Here is a 24,867-nt window from a genome sequence, read left to right as displayed (position 1 = left end):
GTCGAGAGGCGATCGACGTTCAACGGAGGCCGTCGCCGGAGCCCAGCGCGTCGCCGAGCGGGTCGTCGGCGCCGAGTCCGTCACCGAGCGGCGCCGACCCGGCGACCTGCGCGTCGACCGCCTCCGCGACGGGTTCGACCGGGTCGTGCGTCTCGACGTACGTCGCGAGCGCGAAGTCGGCCTCGTCGCCGCCGGTGAGTTCGACAGCCTCGCTGCGAGCGATCCGGCCCGCGAGCCAGTCGCGAACGACGTCGCGGCCGGTGGGCGAGAGCGGGCAGACGCCCGCGACGCCGCACCGGTGGAGCGCCTTCGCGGCCGTCATCGGGGAGACGCCCGCCTCGCGGCCCGCGTCGCCCACGCTCCGTCCGGCGGTGTAGGCGTCGACGAGCGTGGCGGTCGCCTCGGGCGTACACGGGAGCGACTCGGCGTGATCCGACAGGCGATCGACGAGCGGCGTGTCCGTGTCGTCCGCGAGCGCGACCCCCTGATCGCGCTGGCGCGAGGTCACCTCGACCCCCGCCGCGATCTCCGACAGCGTCATGCGAACCGATGGCCCGGCAGGAGGGTTAAAACCACCGTACTGCGGCGACCTCACTCGCCGGATCACCGACCGATAACCGGTCGGTTCGCGCGCCGCGATCCGGCCGATCGACCGCCGATCCGCCCGGGTTTAAGTAAGGCATCGGGCCGGAGTTCGACGTGTGATGAGTGACGCACGCTCGACCCGCGTTCGTTCGCCCCGGACCGAGACCGACGACGCCGCGACCGCCGACCGCGCCGCGACCGCTGACGGCGCCGCGACCGCAGAACACGCCGCGACCGCCGACCGCGCCGCGACCGCGGAGCAGGTCCCGGCGGGCGAGGAGTCCGAGACGCCGGGCGCCGAGGAGACCGGCGACCGCGAGACGTGTCCCGAGTGCGGCGGCCGCACGCGCGTCGACGGCGCGGAGCGCGTCTGCGCCGACTGCGGGCTCGTCGTCGAGGCCGATCGGATCGACCACGGCCCGGAGTGGCGGTCGTTCGACGACGACGACACGAATCCGAAGCGGACCGGCGCCCCGCTGACGCGCTCGCGCCACGACCGCGGGCTCTCGACGGAGATCGGCCGCTCGACGAAGGTGAAGGGCCGCAAGCGGCGGCGGCTCGCCCGGATGCGGACCCAGCACAACCGCGCGCAGATCTCGACGAAGCGCGACCGCAACAAGGTGTACGCCTACACGGAGATCCGGCGGCTCACCGGCGTCATGGGGTTACCCGACAGCGTCCGCGACGCCGCCTGCGCGCTGTTCGACTCCGCGCAGGAGGAGAGCCTGCTCCGCGGGCGCTCGCTCGAAGGGTTCGCCGCGGCCTGCGTCTACGTCGCCTGCCGCACCGCCGACGTGGCCCGCACCGTCGGCGAGGTGTGCGCCGAGGCGAAGGCGACGGAGGACGAGCATCGGGCCGCCTTCGACGCGATGAACCGCGAGCTGGGCCTCCCGATCGCGCCGAGCGGCCCCGCGGAGTACCTCCCGCGGTTCGCCAGCGACCTCGGCTGCGACCCGGCCGTCGAGCGCCGCGCCGGCGAGCTGGCCGAGCGCGCGGTCGAGGAGGGGATCGCGAACGGCCGCAACCCGGTCGGCGTCGCCGCCGCCTGCCTCTACACCGCGGCCCGCGAGCTCGACGCGGAGTGTACCCAACAGGAGGCCGCGGACGTCGCCGACGTGACGCCGGTGACCGTCCGGCGGACGTACGTCGACCTGACGGACGAGTGAGTCGGAGGAAGCGAGCGACGGCGGGGCCGTCGCCTCGTGACGATCCGTCGGACGGCCGCGGCGGCGTCAGCGGGGGCCGGTCGCCGCGAGAGGGAGCGGCGGCGACCGGCGACCGATAGCGGACAGGGGGTGCGGAGGGCGGAGAGGGCTCCCCGACCGCCCGGCGGGCGTCACGCATCTAAGTCGAGGTGCGGGGGATAATTCTACGTTAGCCGTCGATAGTACGGACGGACCGAACAGCGCGTTCGAATCGGACGAGTCGCGTCGTGCGTGTCGACCGGTCACCGCTCGGCGACCGAGAGAAGCCCGCTACTCGCCGATCTTGTGCTTGAACGCGAAGAAGACGCGGCGGCCGGTCTCGGTGAGCCGGACGGTGTCGGAGCGGCCGATGTCCTCTAATTCGACGTAGCCGCGGTCGCGCAGCGGTGAGAGCACGTGCGTTTCCAAGGCGCGGTACTTGGCGGTCCGGCTCTCGCCCGCCTCGCGCAGGAACGCGAGGTCGCGCTCGCGCGCCCACTCGATGAGGTTCCACTTGTCGGTGGTCAGGTTCTCCTCGGCGCGCTCGTGGAGGCGGCCGAGGACGGCGACCTGGTCGGTGGTCGGGGCGTCCATCGGGTAGATCGGGAGGTCGACGGTGCGCTCGACCCCCTCGGTGAGCGGTTCCTCGCGCCGGTCGTGGCGGTGGCGCTCGGGCTCGACGCTGTACGGGCGCGCGCCGACGATCATACAGGCCAGCGCGACGCCGACCGCGGCGATCCGCGGGCCCGTGGAGACGTTCCCGAAGAGGCGGTCGCCGTCCGTCGCGCTCGCCTGATGGCGGGCGGCGACCGTCGTCGTCACGCCGAGCACGTCGTACACGTCCGCGAGCGCGACGGGGATCGGTCGGACCGCGGCGAACTCGGCGGCGGCCGTCCACGCGTCGCGCTGGTAGTCCGTGAGCCCGTCGGGGTCGACGCGGGTGTCCGCGGGGTCGGCGGCGCCGGCCGCGTCGAAGTCCACGTCTCCGCGGGCCCCCTCGCGGTCGGGGGCGTCGACGAGGAGGTAGGCGACGTCGGCGCCGTGGCGGCGGAGGGGTTCGACGATCCGGTCGCGCTCGTAGCCGAGCGGGACCACGTGGACGCGGCGTTCGGCGACGCTGGGGACCGAGGTGTCCATACCGTCGTTGTCCGCGGCGGTCGGTTAAATAGCCCGCCGGAGCGCTCCCGAGGAGTCAGGGACGGTCACGTGCCGTGGGGGCACGTACCACGAAAACCGTTAAGCCGAGTCCTCGCCTACGACGGGACATGAGCGCTGACCGGTCCGCCCTCAGGCGGGCCATCGAGCGCGGCGAACGGGACGGCGGCGCCATCGAGTTCAAGGAGCGGCTGACGCGCGAGGTCCACCTCGCCGACGGGCGCATGGAGTCGCTCGTGGCCCAGCTCCGCCACCGCGTCCTCTCCGGGGACGGCGAGGCGACCTACGTCCTCGGCGTCACCGACGACGGGGGGCTCGCCGGGATCTCTCCCGAGACCTTCTCCGAGACGATGGACGTGCTCTCGCTTTTGGCCGACGAGGCGGACGCCCACATCGCCGACGTCGAGACGTGGAGCGCCGGCTCCGGGGGCGACGGCGACGAGGCGGGGCTGGTGGGACTCGCGACGCTCCGCGACGGCGGCGTGTTCGAGGCCGACGAGGACCACCTCGTGGTCGGCACCGCGGGCCACGTCGACCACGGGAAGTCGACGCTCGTCGGCACGCTCGTCACCGGCCGCGCCGACGACGGGCAGGGCGGCACGCGCGGCTTCCTCGACGTCCAGCCCCACGAGGTCGAGCGGGGGCTCTCCGCCGACCTCTCGTACGCGGTGTACGGCTTCGCCGACGAGGCCGACGAGCCGGTCCGGATGGACAACCCCAACCGCAAGGCCGACCGCGCCGGCGTCGTCGAGGCGGCCGACCGGCTCGTCTCCTTCGTCGACACCGTCGGCCACGAGCCGTGGCTCCGGACGACGATCCGCGGGCTCGTGGGCCAGAAGCTCGACTACGGGCTGCTCGTCGTCGCCGCCGACGACGGCCCGACGAAGACCACCCGCGAGCACCTCGGGATCCTCCTCGCGACCGAGCTGCCGACCGTCGTCGCGATTACGAAGGCGGACGCCGTGAGCGACGAGCGGCTCACCGAGGTGGAACGCGAGGTCGAGGCGATGCTCCGAGACGCGGGACAGACTCCCCTCCTCGTCGACCGGCACGGCGTCGACACCGCGGTCGCGGAGGTCGGCGACGGGGTCGTCCCCCTGCTGCGGACCAGCGCGGTGACGAAGGACGGCGTCGAGACGCTCGACCGCCTGTTCGAGCGCCTCCCGAAGCGCGCGACGCCCAACCGCGAGGCCTTCCGGATGTACGTCGACCGCAGCTACAAGGTGACGGGCGTGGGCGCGGTCGCGTCCGGTACGGTGAACTCGGGCACCGTCGAGACGGGCGACGAGCTCCTGCTCGGCCCCATGCCCGACGGCTCCTTCCGCGAGGTGGAGGCGCGGTCGATCGAGATGCACTATCACCGAGTCGACAAGGCGACCGCCGGCCGGATCGTCGGCATCGCGCTGAAGGGCGTCGACGAGGCCGAGATCGAGCGCGGGATGGCCCTGGTTCCCCGCGGGAGCGAGCCGGAACCGGTCCGCGAGTTCAACGCCGAGGTGATGGTCCTGAACCACCCGACCCGAATACAGGAGGGGTACGAGCCGGTCGTCCACCTCGAGACCGTCTCCGAGGCGGCCGCGTTCTTCCCGGAGAACGGCCGGCTGCTCCCGGGCGACACGGGTGAAGCACGCGTCCGGTTCAAGTTCCGCTCGTACCTGATCGAGGAGGGACAGCGGTTCGTCTTCCGCGAGGGGTCGAGCAAGGGGGTCGGGACCGTGACGGGGACCGGAGACGCGGCCGAGGACCCGCCGCCGCGCGGTCGCTGACCCGCGACCCGCCGCAACTTCGCGACTCACTGGTGGCCCGCGACTCGCCGGTAACTCGCGGCCCGGCGGTCCGACGGCTCGGCGCGCGAGAGCAGCAGGTCTTTTATTGTAGGATTTCGACCGCGGATCGATCGGTGAATTTCGGATCGCGGCAGTCGTCGCTCCCTGATTCGGACGACATTCGGCGGGATCGAGATGTACAAAAAGACAGCGAAGCGAACAGAGGTGACCATACGAACAGAGCGACCCAAAATACTTATTAGATAGAAACAAGAGGTCCGCTGTATGCGTCGACAACACACACAACGCATTTCGCGACGGAAGGTCCTCGCCGGCGGAGCGGCCGGCACCTCCCTCCTGCTCGCCGGGTGTACCGGCGGGGGGGACGGCGGCGACGGCTCCGACGGCTCCGACGGCAGCGACGGTTCGGACGGCTCCGACGGCGGCGACGGCGGTAGCGCTCCGACCCTGTACTTCTCGCAGGCGAAGGGTCCGCTCGACATGGACCCGATCGTCGTGAACGACGTCCCGTCCGCGCAGATCACGGGCCAGCTGTTCGACGGCCTCTACGAGTACGGCGACGGCGTCGGCATCGAGCCGAAGATCGCCGCGGACATGCCCACGGTCGAGCGCGAGGGAACGCGCTTCATCGTCCCGATTCGGGAGGACGCCGAGTTCCAGAACGGCGACCCCGTCACCGCGGAGGACGTCGTCCACACGATGCTCGCTCCCGTCGAGGAGCAGACCGAGAACGCCCCCGAGGTCAACATGATCGACTCCGGGGAGGTCGTCGACGAGACCACGGCGCAGTTCGACCTGTCGTACCCGTACGGCGCGTTCACGATCGCCATGGTCCGCAGCGTCGTCAACGCCTCCGTCCGTCAGGAGGACACCGAGGCGTACAACCAGAACCCGGTCGGCTCCGGGCCGTTCCAGCTCGTCGAGTGGGAGCCCGAGGACTACGCGACCGTCGAGCGGTGGGACGACTACTGGGACAGCGACAACCTCCCGGAGATCGGCACGATCGAGTTCGACCCGATCGAAGAGCAGACGACCCGCGTTACGGAGCTGGAGACGGGCAACGTCGACATCATCGAGACGATCCCGCCGCAGCTGTACGAGACGGTCGAGGGCAACCAGAACGCCTCGATCACGGAAACGCCGGGTGTCGGGTACTTCTACCTCGCGTTCAACTGCGCCAACGGGCCGACGAGCGACCCGCTCGTCCGCGAGGCGGTCGACTACTGCTTCTCGATGGACCAGGCGGTCGAGAACTTCGTCGAGCCGTCCGGCGTGCGCCAGTACGCGCCGTACCCGTCGTCCATCTCCGAGGAGTGGGACTTCCCCGTCGACGAGTGGTCGGAGATCTCTCACGGACAGGACCTCGAGGAGGCTCGGGCGCTGTTCGACGAGGCGGGTATCGGCATGGACTACAACTGGCGGATCATCGTTCCGCCGGACGACAAGCGCGAACAGATCGGGATCTCGATCGGCGACGGGCTCCAGAACGCCGGCTTCGAGAACGTTCAGGTCCAGCGGCTCGACTGGGGGACGTTCACCGAGGCGTACCAGAGCGACGACGGGCCGAACAGCGCCGACGAGTACAACATGTACACCCTCGGCTGGTCCGGCGCCCCCGACCCGGACGCGTTCGTGTACAACCTGCTGAGCCAGGAGACGAACGGCGTGACCAACGGGACGTTCCACGGGTACGACGAGGCCTCCGAGAAGCTGTCTCAGGCCCGCGAGTCCGCCGACCGCGAGGAGCGGCGGCGGCTCTACATCGAGGCGACGACGACGCTGCTCGAAGAGCGCGTCCACATCCCGGCGTACAACCTGAACAACTCCTACGGCGTTCGTAACGTCGTGGAAGGGTTCAGCGCGCACCCGATCTCGTCGGAGATCCAACTGACCGGCGCCACGGTGAACCGGTAATCGGACCGGCCAAGCGGACTCGCGCTCGCGGTATCGAATCGTAAACCCGGCCCTTCCGGGCGTTCGGCCTCGCGGTCGACCGTCCGTCCGCGGCTAGCGAGTTGATGTGTCGGCGGGAGCGAAACGGATAAGCGACAGCAAAAACCGAATCGAAGCAACGAGGAATCCACGACAGTGAGTTTACTTCGGTACACACTCCGGCGGTTCGCACAGGCGATACCCGTACTGATAGGTATCGTGACGATAACGTTCTTCCTGGCCAACCAGATCCCCGGCGACCCGGTCGAGATCATGCTGGGGCCGACGCCGGCACAGGAGCAAGTGGAGGCGATCCGCGCCCAGTACGGGCTCGACCGACCGATACACGTGCGGTACTTCACGTACCTCAGCGGCGTTGCGACGGGTGACCTGGGCCTCAGCATCTACTACGACCGCCCCGTCCTCGAGATGATCCTGCTCCGGCTGCCGGTGACGCTGCTGCTCATGCTGTCGGCGTTCGCGTTCGCGGTCGTCACCGCGATCCCGCTCGGCGTGATCTCGGCGAAGCGGCGGAACGAGCCGGCCGACCACGTCTCCCGTATCGTCTCGCTCATCGGCGTCTCGACGCCGTCGTTCTGGATCGGCCTGGTGTTGATCATCGTCTTCGCGTTCTACCTCGGGTGGTTCCCCGCGCGGGGGCTCGTCCTCCCGTGGGCCGACCCGGCGGACGTCAGGGGGGCGGCGACGCGGGTCGAGGTGCTCCGCCAAGCGGTGCATCACCTCTTCTTACCGATGATCGCGCTCGGGACGCTCCAGATGGCGCAGATCACGCGGATCGAACGCTCGTCGATGGTCGACTCGCTCCAGGGCGAGTACGTGAAGCTCGCTCGGGCGTACGGCGTGCCAGAGTCGACGATCGTCCGCAAGCACGCGTTCCAGGTCGCGCAGCTCCCGGTGATCACCATCATCGGACTCGGGCTGTCGACCGCGCTCGGCGGCGCCGTCCTCACGGAGACCGTCTTCGAGATCCAGGGGATGGGCCGGCTGATCATCACGGCGATCAACAACCAGGACTACCAGCTGATCATGGGGACGACGCTCGTGTTCGGGTTCGTCTACGTGATCGGCGTGATCGTCACGGACATCACGTACAGCTACCTCGACCCGCGAGTCACCTACGGTGAAGACTGATGTCGATTAACAGCGCAACTTCGGACGACGACACGCCGGACGACGGCGACGAGAGCGGCGGCGGGCCCGACGAGGTCGAGGCCCGCGTCGGCCTGCGATACACGCTGAAACAGGTCAAACAGGACACGACGGCGCGGATCGGGACCTACATCGTCGGGTTCATGACCTTCGTCGCGGTGTTCGCCGCGTTCGACTACTACGTCCTCGATTACGCGATCGCGGAGGCGGTGCTGTACAATCCGGAGACCGACCCGCAGAACGTCCGGCGGCTGCTCCCGCCGGTCGGCATGGAGAACCAGTTCGGGCAGGGCGTACTCGAACACCCGCTCGGCACCGACCACCGGGGTCGCGACCTGCTCTCCCGGACCATCTACGGGACGCGGATCGCGATGACCGTCGGGTTCCTCGCGACCGCCATCGGTCTCGGCGGCGGCACCGTCATCGGCGCGGTCTCCGGCTACTACGGCGGCTGGATCGACGACGTGCTCCAGCGGGTCACCGAGACGATCTACGCGATCCCGTTCCTCGTCTTGGTCATCGCCTTCATGACCGCGTTCGGACGCGACCTCACGTTCGCGATGATCGGCGTCGGGATCACGGCGATACCCGTGTTCAACCGGCTCATCCGCTCGCGGGTCGTCTCCATCCGCGAGGAGGACTACGTCGAAGCGGCTCGGGCCGCCGGGGTGAAAGACCGGAACATCATCTTCCGGCACATCATCCCGAACAGCTTCGCGCCGGTGCTGGTCCAGGCGACGCTTCAGGTCGGGGTGAGCATCCTCATCGTGGCCGGCCTCTCGTTCCTCGGCTTCGGCGCGCAGCCGCCGACGCCGTCGTGGGGACAGATGCTGTCGGCCTCGCGCGGGTACATGCTCCCCGCCCCGACGTTCAGCATCTTCCCCGGTATCGCCATTCTGATCACCGTCATCGGCTTCAACATCCTCGGCGACGGTCTGCAGGACGCCCTCGATCCGCGGATCAACAACTGATATGAGCGAACCACTACTCAGCGTACGCGATCTCAAGACACAGTTCTTCACCGAGGACGGCACGGTCCGCGCCGTCGACGGGATCTCCTTCGACGTTCACGAGGGGGAGATCGTCGGGCTCGTCGGTGAGTCGGGCGCCGGAAAGTCCGTCGCGACCTCCAGTATCCTCCGGCTCGTCGACAGCCCCGGCGAGATCGTCGGCGGGGAGATCGAGTTCAAAGGCGAGACGATCTTCGGGCTCGAGGAGGGCGACGACGGCGAGCTCCGCCCCCGCGACGAGATGCTCACCGAAGAGGAGATGCGCCAGCGGATCCGCGGCCGCGAGATCGCGATCATCTTCCAGGACCCGATGGAGTCGCTGAACCCCGTGTTCACCGTCGGGGGGCAGCTCCGGGAGTTCATCGAGATCAACCGCGACCTCGACGCCGACGAGGCGAAAGAGGAGGCGATCGACATGCTCAGGGAGGTCGGCATTCCGGCGCCGGAGTCGCGGTACGACGAGTACCCGCACCAGTTCTCCGGCGGGATGCGACAGCGCGTGCTGATCGCGATGGCGCTCGCCTGCCAGCCCGACCTGATCATCGCCGACGAGCCGACGACCGCGCTCGACGTCACCGTCGAGGGCGAAATCCTCGAGATGGTGACCGAGCTCCAAGAGAAGTACGACACGTCGTTCATCTGGGTCACCCACGACATGAGCGTCGTCGCGGAGATCTGCGACCGCGTCAACGTGATGTACCTCGGCGAGATCATCGAGCAGGCGGAGGTGGACGACCTGTTCTACGACACGAAACACCCGTACACGTCGGCGCTGCTCGACTCGATGCCCCGTCCCGACCGGACGGTCGACGAGCTCAGGCCGATCCAGGGGGTGATGCCGGAGGCGATCGACCCGCCCGCCGGCTGTCGGTTCCACTCGCGGTGTCCCGAGGCCCGGGAGGTGTGCCGCGAGGTCCACCCCGAGCCGCGGGAGCTGAGCGAAGACGGCGAGGCGCCGCACACGGCCGCGTGCGTGAAACACGACGCGTTCGACGTGGGGTACGACGAGAGCCCGCCCATCGAGACGCAGGCCACCGGCGGGTTCTCCGCCGGGTTCACCGAGACCGGGGGTGAGGCGGAATGACCGAGGTCGGCCCGCCGGAGTCGGACCCCGAGGCGCTGTTACAGGTCCGGGACCTGTGCAAGTACTTCGACAACGAGAGCGGACTCCTCGCCGGCGTCCAGCTCGACGACGAGTTCCCGTACGTCTCCCGGTCGACCTCCGACGTGCGCGCCGTCGACGGCGTGAGCTTCGACATCAAGGAGGGGGAGACCCTCGGGCTCGTCGGCGAGTCCGGCTGCGGGAAGTCGACGCTCGCGCGCACCGTCCTCCGGCTGCTCGAACCGACCAGCGGGAGCGTCTACTTCCAGGGCGAGGACCTCGCCGAGCTGTCCGGCGAGCCGCTGCGGCGGATGCGGAAGAACATGCAGATGATCTTCCAAGACCCCCAGTCGTCGCTCGACCCGCGGATGAAGGTCGGGCCCATCGTCGAGGAGCCGATGAAGGCCCACGACATGCTCGACGAGGAGGGCCGGGAGGCCCGCGCGAAGGAGCTGTTGGAGAAGGTCGGGCTCGACCCGCAACACTACAACCGGTACCCGCACGCGTTCTCCGGCGGGCAGCGCCAGCGCGTGAACCTCGCGCGGGCGCTGTCGGTGAACCCCGACTTCATCGTCTGCGACGAGCCCGTGTCGGCGCTCGACGTGTCGATCCAGGCGCAGGTGCTCAACACGATGGAGGAGCTCCAAGAGGAGTTCGACCTCACGTACCTGTTCATCGCGCACGACCTGAGCGTCATCCGCCACATCTCCGACCGCGTGGCGGTGATGTACCTCGGGAACGTCGTCGAGCTGGCCGACAAAGAGGAGCTGTTCGAGAACCCGAAACACCCGTACACCCGGGCGCTGCTCGACGCGATTCCGGTCCCGGACCCGCGGAGCGGCGGGCGGACGGCGCTCCTGTCCGGCGACGTGCCGTCGCCGATCGACCCGCCCTCGGGCTGCCGGTTCCGGACGCGGTGCCCGGAGGTGATCCAGCCGGACGAGTACGACATGACGGAGGACGCCTGGCGGAACGTCGTCGAGTTCCAGCGGGCGGTCGAGCGCCGGGCGTTCGAGGAGACCGACCCCGACGCCCTCCGGTCGCGGTACTTCGACGACGCGGTACCGAGCGGCGACGCCGGCACCCTGCTCGACGAGGCGCTCGGGCACATCGAACGCGACGAGTTCGAGGACGCGGAGCGGATCCTCGTCGAGCGGTTCGCGGACCAGAGCGTCTGCGCGACGACGACGCCCGCCTACGAGGTGCCGTCCGACCTCACCGACGGCCGTCACTACTCGGCGTGTCACCTGCGTCGCGACGAGGCGCTCGCGAGCGCCGTCGACGAGCCCGCGGTCGACGACGCGGCCCGCCCCGGCGCGGGAGCGACAGAAGCGGACGACTGACCGCACTCGTTTTTCGCCGCTCGGTTCGGCGGAGAAACTGACGGCGGACCGGCGAGCGCCGGCTACCGGATCCGGATCTGCGTGGCGTCCTCGTGGCGCTCGTCGGCGTCGGGAACCGGGACGAACACGGAGATCGTGTGGTCGCCGCGCTCGGCCCGGACGGACCGATCGAGGCCGTCGCCGTCGGAGCGGCGGAACCGCCCGTTCCACGTGACCGTCGCGCGCTTCGTCTCGCCGGCGCGGAGCGACAGCGAGGACTCCTCGGCGGACACGTAGCGCCGCTCGTCGGTGGCCTCTAAGACGCCGTCGACAGCCCACCCCCACAGGCGGCGGGTCGTCGTGGGGACCTCGACCGGGACGGGCAGGCGGTTGCGGATCGCGACGGTGATCGCGACCGGCTCGTCGGGCGCGTACTCGGCGGCGTCCGTGCTGACGGTCACCTCGATCGCTCGTCGCGCCACCGACCGCGGCACGACGCGGCCGAGGGCCTCGGAGAGGTAGTTCTTCGTCTCGTCGAAGCCGGTTCGGTCCGTCCGACCGTCGTGTCGTCTGTCGACCATGTGGGTCTCTGAAAGCGGGAGATCGGGAGCGTCGACCGCCGTTCGGCTCGCCGTAGGCGATTCGCGGTACTAAGCGTTCGGGTCGGCGCCGGGCGACGAGTCCGCGTCGAGCGAGGAGTCGGCGCCGCCGTCGACCACCTTGACGAGCTTCATCAGGGGGTAGCCGTCCTCCATCTCCATGCGCGTGCGGACCGTGACGCCCTCGTAGGCGATCCGCATCCGGACGTCCATCAGCGAGCCGGTGAGCTCGGTGTAGCCGTTCTCGTGGTCGATGGCGTCCGCGACGCGGTCGTCGTGGACCGTCACCTCGACCGCCTCGCAGTGCGGCTGGTTCTCGATCGCCTCCGCCATCGCGGCCTCCAGGCTCCGCGTGCTCGCCGGGCTGACGGGCGTGCCGGCGAACTGGTGGTACAGCGAGCCGAACTTGATCCCCGCCTCGAAACACGCCTGCTGGGCGTCGGTTGCCATGCCGGAACGCGGCCGCGGGCGGGCAAGAAGGTTCGGACGGCGGGCGGAGGAACGAGCCGAGGTGCGGGACGGCCCGCGGTCAGCGGCCGACGATCAGCGGAAGCAGGCCGTCGTCGTCTCCGGAATCGTCGCCGGTCGTGTTGTCGTCACCGGAGCCGCCGTCGCTCGTGTTGTCGTCACCGGAGTCGCTCGTGCTGCCGTCGCTGTCGCTGGTGTTCCCATCGTCGTCCGTCGTCCCGTCGTCGGTCGCGTTTCCGCCCTCGTCAGATGCGTCGGAGTCGGTCGAACCGTCGTCAGCGTCGTCACCCGTTCCCTCCCCCTGATGGAGCCCCTCGTCGAAGATGTCCGTCTCGATCGTCTCCTCGTAGGTCAGCGCGTCCAGCGGGACGGTGAGCTCCTCGCCGGAAGGGAGCTCGACCACCGCGTAGAACTCGATCCGGAGGTCGCTCACCTGGTGGCCGTTGACGGACTCATTGAGGTGGGTTGCCCACCACTCGTCGAGGCGCTCGTTGCGGAGCGCGGCGGACAGTTCGACCGTCTGGGAGCCGTACGAGGGAATGACGTACTCCGACTCGGTCGATCCGGATCCCATCTCGACGTCGTTCATCGTCACGTCGTAGCCGATCTCGGTGACGACGTACGGTTCGAGGTTGGGGTTGTAGACGTCGAACTCCATCTCGATCGGGGTCTCCTCCTCGCTCACGGTCCCCCAGCGGCCGCGCGTCTCGTTGACGTAGAGGACCGGGTCGTCGACCAGCGGCGCGTCGGCGTTCACGGGTCGCGTCTCCTCGGAGCTGAACGCGCCGATGAGGTCCGTCTCGACCTGCCGAGTGCGAGTGAGATTCGCGCTCCGGCCGAGGAGATCGGAGGTAACCGTCGCGTCGATGGCGACGGTCGTCCGCTCGTCGTTCCGGACGTGGCTGGTCCACCACGGCGGGATCGCGTCGTTGTCGAGGGCGGTCTCGAACGCGATAGAGGAGTTCCCCGAGGCGACGCCGACGCCCTCGCGGCCGCCGCGCGCCATCTCGACGTCGTTCATCGAGACGGTGTAGTTTATCGAGACGCCGTCGAGGCCGACGCCGATCGGGTTCGGGTTCGAGACGACCAAGTCGGTCTCGACGACCGTGGTCTCGTTCGTCACGTCGCCGAAGGAGTTGTTCACGGCGGCGACGCTCGGGACGCCGACGACGCCGAGGGCGAACGCCCCGCCGACCGCGGCGGCGACGACCGCCAGCGCGAATACGGCGATCCGGAGCTTCCCCGCGGTGAGCGCCGAGACGATGCGGTCCAGAGCCATGTCCGTTCGTTTCGATCGGCAGATAAAATCGTATCGTTCGCGAAAAACGGGCTCGACGAGCGGATCGGTCGGCAGGAACGGTCGACGCGCGCGGTCGACGAACCGGGACGAGGAACCGAAGGCGTTTGGTGCGGCGGGCGGAACGGGCGGACATGAACCAGCTCCGCGTGGGCGGCGGACGAGTGCTCCGGCCGGACGGTCGGGTCGAGCGGGCGGACGTCGCGGTCGACCGGGACGAGGGAACGATCCGGGCCGTGGGGTCGCCGGACGAGGTCGACGAGGCCGTCGGGGCGGCCGCCGAGACGCTCGACGCGAGCGACTCGCTCGTGATCCCGGGGCTCGTCAACGCCCACACGCACGTCGCGATGACGCTGCTCCGCGGCTACGCCGACGACAAGCCGCTCGACCCGTGGCTGCGCGAGGACATCTGGCCGGCGGAGGCCGAGCTGACGCCGGACGACGTCGAGGCGGGCGCCGAGCTCGGCGCCGTCGAGATGATTCGGTCGGGGACGACCGCGTTCGCGGACATGTACTTCGCGATGGACCGGGTGGCGGACGTCGTCGACCGCGCCGGACTGCGCGCGCGGCTCGGCCACGGCGTCGTGACGGTCGGGAAGGACGACGCGGACGCCCGCGCGGACGTCGAGGAGAGCCTCGCGGTCGCCCGGGAACTCGACGGCGCCGCGGACGGCCGGATCCGGACCGCGTTCATGCCGCACTCGCTGACGACCGTCGGCGAGGAGTACCTGCGCGAGGGCGTCTCCGAGGCGCGCGAGGCAGGGATCCCCGTCCACCTCCACGCGAACGAGACGGAAGACGAGGTCGACCCGATCGTCGACGAGCGCGGCGAGCGACCGATCGCGTACGCCGCCGAGATCGACGCGCTCGGCCCGGACGACTTCTTCGCGCACGGCGTCCACGTGGACGGCTCGGAGATCGACCGGCTCGCCGAGGCGGGGACCGCGGTCGTCCACTGCCCGGCCTCGAACATGAAGCTCGCCAGCGGGATGGCCCCGGTCCAGCGCCTGCGCGAGGCGGGCGTGACGGTCGCGCTCGGCACCGACGGCGCGGCCTCGAACAACGACCTCGACGTGTTCGACGAGATGCGCGACGCCGCGATGCTGGGGAAACTCGCCGCGGACGACGCGAGCGCGGTCCCCGCCGAGGCCGTCGTGGAGATGGCGACGCGGGGCGGCGCGGACGCCCTGAACCTCCCCGGCGGGCGGATCGAGGCGGGCGCGGCCGCCGACCTCGCCGTGGTCGACCTCGACGCCCCGCACCTCACGCCGGACCACGACCCGGTCTCGCACCTCGCGTACGCGGCCCGCGGGAGCGACGTGCGTCACACCGTCTGCGACGGCGACGTCCTCATGCGCGACCGCGAGGTGCTGACGCTCGACGCCGAAGCGGTCCAGAAGCGCGCAGCGGACGCCGCGATCGACCTCGTCGAGCGGGTCAAGTCTGCGTAGCGAGAGGTGCGAGCGCGACCGAACGCGACGCGCAAAGCCGACCCACGTCGGCAGTATTTAAATGTCGAACCGGGGTTCGCGTCCTATTTATAAATGAACGTGCGGTGGCGCGTGCCTGCGAGCGGCCGCCTCCAGCGGCCGCGAGCAGCACGCGCGAGGGACGCGGTGAGCGCTCGAAGAGTGCGAACCGCGAGGCTGGGGAGGTGTGAGGTGCTGTGCTGTGCGGGGCGGGACTCAAAGGGGCAGCCGCGAGGGCGGCGCAGGTGACGCAAGGACCGCAAGGAGGGAGCGGTAGCGACCGACTGAGGACCGTGGTTCGAAACGGCGAAGCCGTTTCGTCATCACGAGACGCCGGAGGCGTCTCGAACGACAACGAGCGTGCGCCGCCCTCGCGGCTGGGGCTTTGGAGGCGTTCGCTGTCGATCCGCTATCAACCGTTTATAAGCGAACAGCTGAGGCTTTGGAGGTCATCGCCGCGAGATGGTCGCCTGCTTATAAACGAGGGAACACAACTCGGTCGAGCGCGACAGTCCCGGAGACGTATCGCGCGCGAGCGATGTCCGACCCGAAATCGGGAACGAACCCGGCACCGATCACCGTCGAAACCGCGGCGGAATCCCTGATCCACCAAAACAAACGTCTCAGAGCCGTTAAACCGGATACAAACCGAATTAAACCGCGTTAAGGGACTTCTCTTTTTACAGGGAAACAGGCAGTGGACCCGAGTGGACATGAGCGAACGCACGACAGCCATCCTCCTGATCGCGGTCGTCGCGCTGGGCGCGATGACCGGCGTCGCGGCCGCCGACGGACAGCTCGACGTGGCCGTCGACACGGACGCGGACGGGACGTCGACGGTCACGGTGACCGAGAACGACACCGCGGTCGAGAACGCCACGGTCGTCGTGAGCGTCGTCGACGCGGAGAACGAGTCGTACGCGGGAGCGGGCGAGTACGAGACGGACGCGAACGGCACCGTCGACCTCGAAGCGCCCGAGGAGGACGTGACGGTCGAGGTCACGGCCGCTTCGGGTAACGACACCGCCGCGACGACGGTCGAGCTCGAGGCGCCCGACGGCCTCGAACTCGACGTCGCGGACACCGACGGCGAACCGATCGTCACGGTCACCGACAACGACACCGCGGTCGAGAACGCCTCGGTCAACGTCACGACCGCCGACGAGAACGCCTCTTACGCCGGCACGGGCGACTACGAGACCGACGAGAACGGCACCGTCGACCTCCCCGCCGCCGAGGAGGACGTGACGGTCGACGTCACCGCCGAGTACGAGAACGAGAACGTCTCCGAGACGGTCGACATCGAGGCGCCCGACGGCCTCGAACTCGACGTGGAGAACACCGACGGCGAGCCGGTCGTCACGGTGACGGACGACGACGAGGCGGCCGAGAACGCCTCGGTCACCGTCGAGCTCGCCGACGACGCGGACGAAAACGCCTCCTACGGCGGGACGGGCGAGTACGAGACCGGCGAGAACGGCACCGTCGACCTCCCCGCCGCCGAGGAAGACGTCACGGTCGACGTCACCGCCGAGTACGAGAACGAGAGCGTCTCGACGACCGCCGACCTCACCGTCGGCGGCGAGGGCGACGAGGCCGACGAGCAGGCGTTCGGCCAGCTCGTCCAGGAGTTCGTCGAGAGCCTCGAGGACCGCGACGGCGGCATCGGCAGCGCGGTCTCGGACTTCGTGACGGAGAACAACCCCGGTAACGCCCCGGACCACGCGGGCGGCCCCGGCGGCCCGGACGAGGCGGACGATGACGACGATGAAAACGAGAGCGACGCGCCGGGCAACGGGAACGCCCCGGACCACGCCGGCGGCCCCGACGGCGAGGACGACGGCGAGCGCGGCCCGCCGGCCCACGCCGGCCCGGGCGGTGACGACGCGGACGACGACGACGCGGACGACGACGACGCGGACGACGACGACGCGGACGACGAGGAGGAATCCGAGGAGGACGACGCCGACGAGGACGAGACGGAGGACGACGAGGCCGAAGAAGACGAAGCCGAAGCGGAAGATGACGATGACGAGGACGGCGAAGACGACGACGATGACGACGAAGACGACGAGGACGACGGCGAGAGCGGCCCGCCGGACCACGCGGGCGGCCCCGGCGGTAACTGACGACGCGGTCGGTAACCCGAGCGTCGGTCGCTGACGACCGACTTCTCTTTTCCGGGCGCACTCCGTGTCGGCAGGGTTTAGTGCGCCGTGAGCGAACCGATCGGTATGAGCGAGACCGCGTATCCGCCGGTGTCACAGCACCTCTCGGACGTCGAAGCCGCCCGAGAGGAGGGGCGCCGGAAGATGGACTGGGCGCTCCAGCACATGCCGATTCTCAACGCCCTCCGCGACGAGTTCGCCGACGAGCAGCCGCTCGCCGGCGAGACGATCGCGATGGCGATGCACGTGGAGGCGAAGACCGCGAACCTCGTCGAGCTGCTCGCCGAGGGCGGCGCCGAGGTGGCGATCACCGGCTGTAACCCCCTCTCGACGCACGACGACGTGTCGGCGGCGCTCGACGCCCACGAGTCGATCACCTCCTACGCGGTCCGCGGCGTCGACGACGAGGAGTACTACGACGCGATGCACGCCTGCATCGCCCACGAGCCCACCATCACCGTCGACGACGGGATGGACATGGTGAAGCTCGTCCACGAGGAGTACCCCGACCTGATCGACTCCATCGTCGGCGGCGCCGAGGAGACGACCACCGGCGTCGACCGCCTGCGCGCGATGGACGCCGACGGCGAGCTACACTACCCCGTCTTCGCAGTGAACGACACCCCGATGAAGCAGCTGTTCGACAACGTCCACGGGACGGGCGAGTCGTCGCTCGCGACCATCGCGATGACGACGAACCTCTCGTGGGCCGGGAAGAACGTCGTCGTCGGCGGCTACGGCCAGTGCGGGAAGGGCGTCGCGAAGAAGGCCTCGGGTCAGAACGCGAACGTCATCGTCTGCGAGGTCGACCCCCGGAAGGCCTTAGAGGCGCACATGGAGGGGTACGAGGTGCTCCCGATGACGGAGGCCGCGAAGAAAGGCGACGTGTTCATCACGACGACGGGCAACCGAGACGTGATCACCCGCGAGCACTTCGAGGAGATGGACGACGGCGTCCTCCTCGCGAACGCCGGCCACTTCGACGTGGAGGTGAACCTCGACGACCTCGACGACCTCGCGGTCGACCGCTACGAGGTCCGCGACGGCGTCGAGGGGTTCGAGATGGAGGACGGCCGCGTCCTGAACGTCATCGCGGAGGGCCGGCTCGTCAACCTCGCCGCGCCCATCGCCCTCGGCCACCCGGTCGAAGTGATGGACCAGAGCTTCGGCGTCCAGGCGGTCGTCGTGCGCGAGCTCGCCGCCAACGGCGACGCGTACGACGCCGGCGTCCACGACGTGCCCGACGGGCTCGACTGCGAGGTCGCGGACATCAAGCTCGCCGCCGAGGGCGTCGAGTACGACGAGCTCAGCGACGAGCAGCGCGAGTACATGGGCAGCTGGGAGCACGGGACGTAAGCGTTCAGCGCCGATCCCTGAGAAAAGCCTTTGTGAGTCTGCATACAACCGTATGCACATGTCGAAAAGCATCCGCCTCTCCGAGGAGGCCTACGACCGGCTCGCCGCTCACAAGCGAGATGACGAGACGTTCTCCGACGTCGTTCTCCGGCTCGCCGGCGAGCGATCGCTGCTGGAACTTGCTGGGGTTCTGAGCGACGACGAAGCCGACGCGCTCCGTGAAGCCGTCGAGGAGCGGCGTAATCGACGCTCCGCCGAGCTAGAGGACACCGCCGACCGGCTTCGAGAGGCGTAGCGTGCTGCTGGACACGCCGTTCCTCATCGACTTGATGAACGGAGACGAGGATGCCGTGGAAAAGGCTCGGGAACTGGAGACGGAACTGATCCAGCAGCGCATCTCCTCAATGACGCTGTTCGAGCTGTACTACGGTATCGCCCGAGCGACCGAGTCAGAGGACGAGCGTCAAAAGGTCGAGAATATTCTCGCCTCGAAGCCGGTCCATCCGGCCGACACCGCCGTCATGCGGAAGGCCGGCCGACTCGCAGGTGAGCTACAGAACGAAGGGACGCCTGTGGGCGACGGCGACGTGATCATCGCCGCCACTGCCGAGGTCGTCGATGAACCGGTCCTGACCCGAAACGTCGACGACTTCGAGCGACTAGACGTCGAGATCGAACGCTACTGAGGACAGAATTTCGACACTGAACACGCTTCACAGATCCACACGGTGTCGTGAGCGCCTGTGACGGCGTCAACGCGCGCACGAAGCGATTGGATCGGCGCGATGGCAAGGGGTCGACCCGTTTTTGTGCCGCGCGACCGTACCGATCCCATGAACCTGACCGCGGTGTTACACACCGGGTTCGGCGTATCAGTTCTGGCCGGAATCCTCGTCTCAGACACGACGCTCCGAATTGCCGCCTTCGCGTTCGGCGTCGTCCTCTTCGTCGCCGGCATCGTCATGTCGCGGCGGGGCGACTGAAACCGCACGCCCGGCGCGCGCCCTTTTTCAGCCGCGACCGCCTACGAACCTCAGTGACAGTCACGAGCGTCCACGACCCGAGCCACCGCGAGGCCCTCTGGGAGCTGGAGGACGCCTTCGAGCGCGGCGATCTCGTCAGCCTCTTCGGCCGCTGTACGGTCTCATACGAGGGGCGCGCGGCCTCCGACCTCGGCGCCGGCGACCGGCTGCTCGTGTTGAAGCCCGACGGCGCGGCCCTCGTCCACACCGACGAGGGGCGCCAGCCGGTCAACTGGCAGCCCCCGGGGTCGGAACACCGCGCCGCGGTGCGGGAGGGGCGGCTCCGCGTGCGCTCGACCAGGAGCAACCCCGACGAGACCCTGACGGTTCGCTTTTCGGACGTCCACCAGCTCTCCGGGATGGCCGTCACGGGCGGCCGCGACCTCACCCTCCACGGCAGCGAGGAGGACCTCCGGACCCGAATCTTAGAGCGCCCGGAGCTCGTCGAAGACGGGTTCGAGCCCCGCGAGACCGAGCGCCCCTCCAGCGCCGGCCCGATGGACGTTTTCGGCGTCGACGCGGACGGCACGCCGGTCGTCGTCGAACTGAAGCGCCGCCGCGTCGGGCCGGACGCCGTGGGGCAGCTGGCGCGCTACGTCCGGGCGCTGCGGAAGGAACTGGGGGTCGATGACACCGCGGGAGGCGACGATGCCGACGACGACGCCCCCGCAGTCCGCGGCGTCCTCGTCGCGCCGTCGGTCACCGACCGCGCCGCGGAGCGGCTCGCGGACCGCGGGTTCGACCACGTCGCGCTCGACCCGACGCCGGAGGAGTGAGTCGAACGGTGTGTCAACGCGGACCGCGATTCGAGGCGGAACGCCGCCGCTGCCCGCCGAGGAGCCGACGAAACCGCCTCGCTATCGAAGGGTTTATCGCCGCAGCGGGGGCTACATCGGACAAGTAGCCATGTCTGACAAACCCGCCTCTATGTATCGGACGATCGACAAGCCGTCGTACACCCGCCGCGAGTACATCACGGGCATCCCCGGCTCGAAGATCGCCCAGCACAACATGGGCGACCTCTCCGCGGAGCCGGACGACTACCCCGTCCAGATCAGCCTCCGCGTCGAGGAGGAGCTCCAGGTCCGACACGGCTCGCTGGAGAGCGCGCGCCTGTCGGCGAACCGCCACCTGATCAAGGAGCTCGGCGAGGGCAACTACAAGATGACCCTCCGCAAGTTCCCCCACCAGGTCATCCGGGAGAACAAGCAGGCGACCGGCGCCGGCGCGGACCGCGTCTCCGACGGGATGCGGCAGGCGTTCGGCAAGCCGGTCGGCACCGCCGCGCGGCTCGACAAGGACGACGTCGTCTTCACGGCCTACTGCGACGTCGAGCAGGCGTCCGTCGTGAAGGAGGCGTTCCGCCGCGCCTACAACAAGCTCTCGCCGCCGTGCCGGATCACGGTCGACCGCGGCGAGAAGCTGCTCGTCTCGTAGATCCCTCGACCCCGACCCCGTCCGTGAGGCGGGTTCTTCTCCGCGCGTCCGCGTGACGCAGCCGCGGCGCCGCGCGTCTCCGAACCGGTTCCGATCCCCGAGCCGAACACCTGAAATACCTCGCTCGCGTACCGCAGGCCAGTGTCACAGCAGCTGGCCGAGGTCGAGACGCTGTTCCTCCACGAGGCGCGGAGCGACTACACCGTGGTCGCGAACCGCGACGGAAAGCGCGTGCTCCGCGGGCGGCTCGAACTCAAGGAGACCTCCGCGGGCCCGCGCCCGGGGAAGTTCCGGGTGATCCGCGACGGCGAGGACCACCCCCGCCAGCCGGACGAGTTCGTGGACCTCGCGCGCGCGGCCGGCCGGATTCGCATCTCCGAGCAGACCTCTCCCGAGAACCGAGCGCGGCTGAAGGAGATGCTGGACGGCTACCAGCTGGAGGCGGCGGCGGTCCGGACCTGCCGGCGCTGTGCGAGCGACGGGCGATACGGACCGATCACCTCGGAGGACGCGGTCGAACACAACGGCGAGCTGATCTGCCGAGACTGCGCCCGCCGGGAGCTAGAGCGGGAGCTGTCGTACAAGGGGGAGTTCACGGGCGCCGCCGAGGAGCGCTTAGAGGAACTGCTGTACGAGTCGGGCGATCTGGACCGTATCGTCAACCTCCTTCAGGGCGGGCTCGACCCCGACCTCACGAAGTACGACGAGGTGTCCGCGAACGTCGACGACGTGAGCCCCGTCCGCACCGAGGACCTCGATCTCCACCCCGACCTGTCCTCGCACCTTCAGGGGCGGTTCGAGGAGCTGCTCCCCGTTCAGAGCCTCTCCGTGCGGAACGGCCTGCTCGACGGCGACGACCAGCTGGTCGTGAGCGCGACCGCGACGGGGAAGACGCTCGTCGGCGAGCTGACCGGGATCGACCGCGCGCTGAAGGGCGACGGGAAGCTGCTCTTCTTGGTCCCGCTCGTCGCGCTCGCCAACCAGAAGCACGAGGACTTCGAGGACCGCTACGGCGACGTGCTCGACGTCTCCATCCGCGTCGGCTCCTCGCGGGTGAACGACGACGGCAACCGGTTCGACCCGGGCGCCGACGTGATCGTCGGCACCTACGAGGGGATCGACCACGCGCTGCGGATGGGCAAGGACCTCGGCGACGTGGGGACGGTCGTCATCGACGAGGTCCACACGCTGAAGGAGGGCGAGCGCGGCCACCGGCTCGACGGGCTCATCTCGCGGCTGAAGTACTACAGCGAGAACCGGATGGAGACGCATCCGGGCTACGACGGCACCCAGTTCGTCTACCTCTCGGCGACCGTCGGGAACCCCGAGTGGCTCGCGGAGAAGCTGCGCGCGACCCTCATCGAGTACGAGGAGCGCCCCGTCCCCATCGAGCGGCACGTCACGTTCGCCGACGGCCGCGAGAAGGCGCAGATCGCCGACAAGCTCGTCAAACGCGAGTTCGACACGAAGTCGTCGAAGGGGTACCGCGGGCAGACGATCATCTTCACGAACTCGCGGCGCCGCTGCCACGAGATCAGCCGCAAGCTCCGGTACGACTCCGCGCCGTACCACGCCGGCCTCGACTACGGGCGCCGGAAGAAGGTCGAGCGCATGTTCGGGAACCAGGACCTCTCGGCGGTCGTCACCACCGCGGCGCTGGCGGCCGGCGTCGACTTCCCCGCCTCGCAGGTGATCTTCGACTCGCTGGCGATGGGGATCGAGTGGCTCTCCGTCCAGGAGTTCTCGCAGATGCTCGGCCGCGCCGGCCGCCCCGACTACCACGACCGCGGGCGCGTCTACCTCCTCGTCGAGCCCGACGGCGTCTACCACGGCTCGATGGACCGCACCGAGGACGAGGTGGCGTTCACCCTCTTAAAAGGCGAGATGGAGGACGTGGCGACCCACTACGACGAGACCGCGGCCGCCGAGGAGACGCTCGCGAACGTCGTCGTCGCCGGCAAGAAGGCCAAGCGGCTCAACGACCGCATGATCGGCGAGGTCCCGACGAAGCACGCGCTCGGCAAACTGCTGGAGTGGAACTTCATCGACGGCTTCGAGCCGACGCCGCTCGGCCGGGGCGTCACCAGACACTTCCTCGCGCCCGACGAGGCGTTCTTCATCCTCGACTCGGTCCGGAAGGGGACCGACCCCTACGACATCGTCGCGGACCTCGAACTTCGCGACGACGAGGAGTGAGGACGGTCGCGGCGCGGAGCGCAACGAAACCCTTTAGCGCCCGATGCGGGTACGTATAGGCGTGGGGCCGTGGGGTAGTGGTATCCTCGCTGCCTTGGGTGCAGTGGACCTGAGTTCGACTCTCAGCGGCCCCATATTCATTCTGGTTCGTTACAGACCGTTTCTCGCAACTCCTCGTATAACTCTGGGTGATGCTTTCGAAGAATGTCGACATCAGTAGCCAGCTCATCATCAATGCGATTTCGAATCCGCGAAATCGCCTGATACTGTTGTGAATTGGCATCCTCCGAGCGAAGATGATTCCTCTCAGTTTCCGTGAGCAGGGCGCGGGTCCGGGCCATACATTTCATGAAGATTGAAAGAGTATCTATCTACTGTAATTCCGCTGTGGTTTGTGAATATACAAATGTTATTAAGATAGGATATAGTAGAATACAGTATTCATGGAATCGCACCGGCGGGGCGATTTAACAGAACAGATTGTCATTACCGAACTAAAGAGACAGGAGATTAGTGTCTCCACGCCGGTTGGAGACAACGAGCGATACGATGTCGTTATCGAACAGCCAAGAGGAGATCTGTTGAGAGTACAGGTCAAAACAGGTCGGCTGAAAGACGGAACGATCCGATTCAGCGGACTGAGTCAGCACACGAACGCATCAGGTCACACATATGAGAGATACGGAGAGGATATCGATTGTTTTGCCGTCTACTGCTATGATACAGATCAGACGTATCTGATACCTGCTGCCGAGGTGGGAACCTCGATGTATCTGCGAATCGATGCCCCTGACAAGGAGACGAGACAGGTCAACTGGGCCGAAAAGAACCGACTGGAAGAACAATGGCCGATCGAAGGGAATGACGACTCAGATACGATAGACTCGGAAGTCATCGAAATGCTTCGGCAGGAGGACGTGTCGGTGTACCTTGATCCAGAAGACGAAAATCGGAGAACTGTCTTTGTAGAAGACACAGTTGGAGACGTTACGAAGGTCGGTATCCAAAGAGGTTGGCGAGTTGAGAGCCGGATCAGGTGTACCTTAGAGGTAGAGGCGGACTACTACCTGATCTACTGCGAATCGCTTGATGAGACATTCTCTGTCCACGCAGCAGAGTTTGGCGAGTCGGTCTCTCTCCGGACAAAAGAGGGTTGTGAGAATCCGTCAAGGGCAAAGTTGGCGGGCGACTACGCGTTTGAAGACAATTGGCCGCCAGTGGTGGATCCGTCTGGGACATCCACCACTGCCTCACTTGTATCGAGAGCAGTTGAGATGGTGGAGTCAGATAGATATACTCCAAGAATATCAAATGACTGTGACGATGGGCGGACGATCATCGCGAACGGGGAAAACAGCGAGTTTCGTCTCCGCGTTGAGTCCGCCTGGCTCGAAGGCGGTTTATTACGGTTCGACGTTACAGAGCCGGCAGACTTCTACGTAATCGAGCATCCCGAAGAAGGAGAGACGTATCTCGTACCAGATGACGAGTTCGAGAAGTCGATATCTTTGAGGGTTGAGCCGCCCAAAAAGAGCAGTCCACGGATAAATTACGCGGAGGAGTTTAGATTTGAGGAGAGGTGGCCACCACAGTAGTTCAATACCCGAG

Annotated in this window: 22 protein-coding genes and 1 tRNA gene; 18 read left to right on the top strand and 5 right to left on the bottom strand. The window is 68.1% G+C overall.

Features of this window, described 5'->3' with window-relative positions; translation table 11 throughout:
• Positions 1-19: 19 nt before the first annotated feature.
• Positions 20-541 (bottom strand): hypothetical protein, encoded by a 522-nt coding sequence (locus DVK07_RS00290; RefSeq protein ID WP_121595184.1) that lies wholly within the window; start codon positions 539-541, stop codon positions 20-22.
• 163 nt (positions 542-704) lie between these two features.
• Here DVK07_RS00290 and DVK07_RS00285 point away from each other — a divergent pair, with 163 nt between their 5' ends.
• Entirely contained in the window at positions 705-1,751 is a 1,047-nt protein-coding gene (locus DVK07_RS00285) for a transcription initiation factor IIB family protein (RefSeq protein WP_121595183.1), read from the top strand.
• Positions 1,752-2,060: 309 nt separating this feature from the next.
• On the opposite strand, the gene DVK07_RS00280 is transcribed toward DVK07_RS00285, so the two are convergent.
• The gene (locus DVK07_RS00280) at positions 2,061-2,906 is read right to left on the bottom strand and encodes a DUF6293 family protein (protein ID WP_121595182.1); all 846 of its coding nucleotides are present in this window, start codon (positions 2,904-2,906) and stop codon (positions 2,061-2,063) included.
• A gap of 128 nt (positions 2,907-3,034) precedes the next feature.
• Here DVK07_RS00280 and DVK07_RS00275 point away from each other — a divergent pair, with 128 nt between their 5' ends.
• The 6 genes from DVK07_RS00275 (at position 3,035) to DVK07_RS00250 (ending at position 11,268) form a co-directional block, all read left to right on the top strand.
• The gene (locus tag DVK07_RS00275; RefSeq protein ID WP_121595181.1) at positions 3,035-4,690 is read left to right on the top strand and encodes a GTPBP1 family GTP-binding protein; all 1,656 of its coding nucleotides are present in this window, start codon (positions 3,035-3,037) and stop codon (positions 4,688-4,690) included.
• A gap of 285 nt (positions 4,691-4,975) precedes the next feature.
• Positions 4,976-6,625 (top strand): ABC transporter substrate-binding protein, encoded by a 1,650-nt coding sequence (locus tag DVK07_RS00270; RefSeq protein WP_121595180.1) that lies wholly within the window; start codon positions 4,976-4,978, stop codon positions 6,623-6,625.
• A 174-nt stretch (positions 6,626-6,799) separates the two neighbouring features.
• Positions 6,800-7,795 carry an ABC transporter permease gene (locus DVK07_RS00265; protein WP_255410454.1) on the top strand — a complete coding sequence of 332 codons (996 nt, stop codon included), beginning with the start codon at positions 6,800-6,802 and terminating at the stop codon, positions 7,793-7,795.
• A complete protein-coding gene (locus DVK07_RS00260; RefSeq protein ID WP_121595178.1) occupies positions 7,795-8,784 on the top strand; it encodes an ABC transporter permease in 990 nt (329 codons plus the stop codon). Before DVK07_RS00265 ends, DVK07_RS00260 begins: the two co-directional genes overlap by 1 nt.
• A 1-nt stretch (position 8,785) precedes the next feature.
• On the top strand, positions 8,786-9,907 hold the full coding sequence (locus DVK07_RS00255; RefSeq protein ID WP_121595177.1) for an ABC transporter ATP-binding protein: 1,122 nt from the start codon (positions 8,786-8,788) through the stop codon (positions 9,905-9,907).
• A complete protein-coding gene (locus DVK07_RS00250) occupies positions 9,904-11,268 on the top strand; it encodes an ABC transporter ATP-binding protein (protein WP_121595176.1) in 1,365 nt (454 codons plus the stop codon). Before DVK07_RS00255 ends, DVK07_RS00250 begins: the two co-directional genes overlap by 4 nt.
• A gap of 62 nt (positions 11,269-11,330) precedes the next feature.
• On the opposite strand, the gene DVK07_RS00245 is transcribed toward DVK07_RS00250, so the two are convergent.
• The 3 genes from DVK07_RS00245 to DVK07_RS00235 all read right to left on the bottom strand — a co-directional run bounded on the left by DVK07_RS00245 (position 11,331) and on the right by DVK07_RS00235 (position 13,593).
• Complete coding sequence (locus DVK07_RS00245; RefSeq protein WP_121595175.1) at positions 11,331-11,828, bottom strand: hypothetical protein; 498 nt, start codon at positions 11,826-11,828, stop codon at positions 11,331-11,333.
• A 69-nt stretch (positions 11,829-11,897) separates the two neighbouring features.
• Positions 11,898-12,296 carry a dihydroneopterin aldolase family protein gene (locus DVK07_RS00240; RefSeq protein ID WP_121595174.1) on the bottom strand — a complete coding sequence of 133 codons (399 nt, stop codon included), beginning with the start codon at positions 12,294-12,296 and terminating at the stop codon, positions 11,898-11,900.
• Between the two features lie 79 nt (positions 12,297-12,375).
• Positions 12,376-13,593, bottom strand: a complete 1,218-nt coding sequence (locus tag DVK07_RS00235) for an LEA type 2 family protein (RefSeq protein WP_121595173.1) — start codon at positions 13,591-13,593, stop codon at positions 12,376-12,378.
• Positions 13,594-13,745: 152 nt separating this feature from the next.
• Here DVK07_RS00235 and DVK07_RS00230 point away from each other — a divergent pair, with 152 nt between their 5' ends.
• The 11 genes from DVK07_RS00230 (at position 13,746) to DVK07_RS00170 (ending at position 24,854) form a co-directional block, all read left to right on the top strand.
• Positions 13,746-15,062, top strand: a complete 1,317-nt coding sequence (locus tag DVK07_RS00230; protein WP_121595172.1) for an amidohydrolase — start codon at positions 13,746-13,748, stop codon at positions 15,060-15,062.
• A 731-nt stretch (positions 15,063-15,793) separates the two neighbouring features.
• Positions 15,794-17,209, top strand: a complete 1,416-nt coding sequence (locus DVK07_RS00220; protein WP_199719382.1) for a DNA primase — start codon at positions 15,794-15,796, stop codon at positions 17,207-17,209.
• A gap of 105 nt (positions 17,210-17,314) precedes the next feature.
• A complete protein-coding gene (locus tag DVK07_RS00210) occupies positions 17,315-18,604 on the top strand; it encodes an adenosylhomocysteinase (protein ID WP_121595170.1) in 1,290 nt (429 codons plus the stop codon).
• A gap of 58 nt (positions 18,605-18,662) precedes the next feature.
• Positions 18,663-18,899 carry an antitoxin VapB family protein gene (locus DVK07_RS00205; RefSeq protein WP_121595169.1) on the top strand — a complete coding sequence of 79 codons (237 nt, stop codon included), beginning with the start codon at positions 18,663-18,665 and terminating at the stop codon, positions 18,897-18,899.
• 1 nt (position 18,900) lies between these two features.
• Positions 18,901-19,290 carry a type II toxin-antitoxin system VapC family toxin gene (locus DVK07_RS00200; protein ID WP_121595168.1) on the top strand — a complete coding sequence of 130 codons (390 nt, stop codon included), beginning with the start codon at positions 18,901-18,903 and terminating at the stop codon, positions 19,288-19,290.
• 147 nt (positions 19,291-19,437) lie between these two features.
• Entirely contained in the window at positions 19,438-19,587 is a 150-nt protein-coding gene (locus tag DVK07_RS23165; protein ID WP_199719380.1) for a hypothetical protein, read from the top strand.
• 53 nt (positions 19,588-19,640) lie between these two features.
• Positions 19,641-20,402 (top strand): endonuclease NucS, encoded by a 762-nt coding sequence (nucS, locus tag DVK07_RS00195; protein ID WP_121595167.1) that lies wholly within the window; start codon positions 19,641-19,643, stop codon positions 20,400-20,402.
• Between the two features lie 130 nt (positions 20,403-20,532).
• Entirely contained in the window at positions 20,533-21,063 is a 531-nt protein-coding gene (locus tag DVK07_RS00190) for a 50S ribosomal protein L16 (RefSeq protein ID WP_096394174.1), read from the top strand.
• A 141-nt stretch (positions 21,064-21,204) separates the two neighbouring features.
• On the top strand, positions 21,205-23,259 hold the full coding sequence (locus tag DVK07_RS00185) for a DEAD/DEAH box helicase (protein WP_121595166.1): 2,055 nt from the start codon (positions 21,205-21,207) through the stop codon (positions 23,257-23,259).
• 63 nt (positions 23,260-23,322) lie between these two features.
• A tRNA-Pro gene (locus DVK07_RS00180) sits at positions 23,323-23,393 on the top strand.
• Positions 23,394-23,702: 309 nt separating this feature from the next.
• Positions 23,703-24,854: a group I intron-associated PD-(D/E)XK endonuclease gene (locus DVK07_RS00170; protein ID WP_147441067.1), complete on the top strand. Its 1,152-nt coding sequence runs from the start codon at positions 23,703-23,705 to the stop codon at positions 24,852-24,854.
• The last annotated feature ends 13 nt before the right edge of the window (positions 24,855-24,867 follow it).

This window comes from Halorubrum sp. Atlit-26R (assembly GCF_003666015.1).
In the GTDB taxonomy this organism is placed as follows: Archaea; Halobacteriota; Halobacteria; order Halobacteriales; family Haloferacaceae; genus Halorubrum.
The sequence above is the reverse complement of the archived record's forward strand: the minus strand, read 5'-3'. Positions and strand labels throughout refer to the sequence as shown.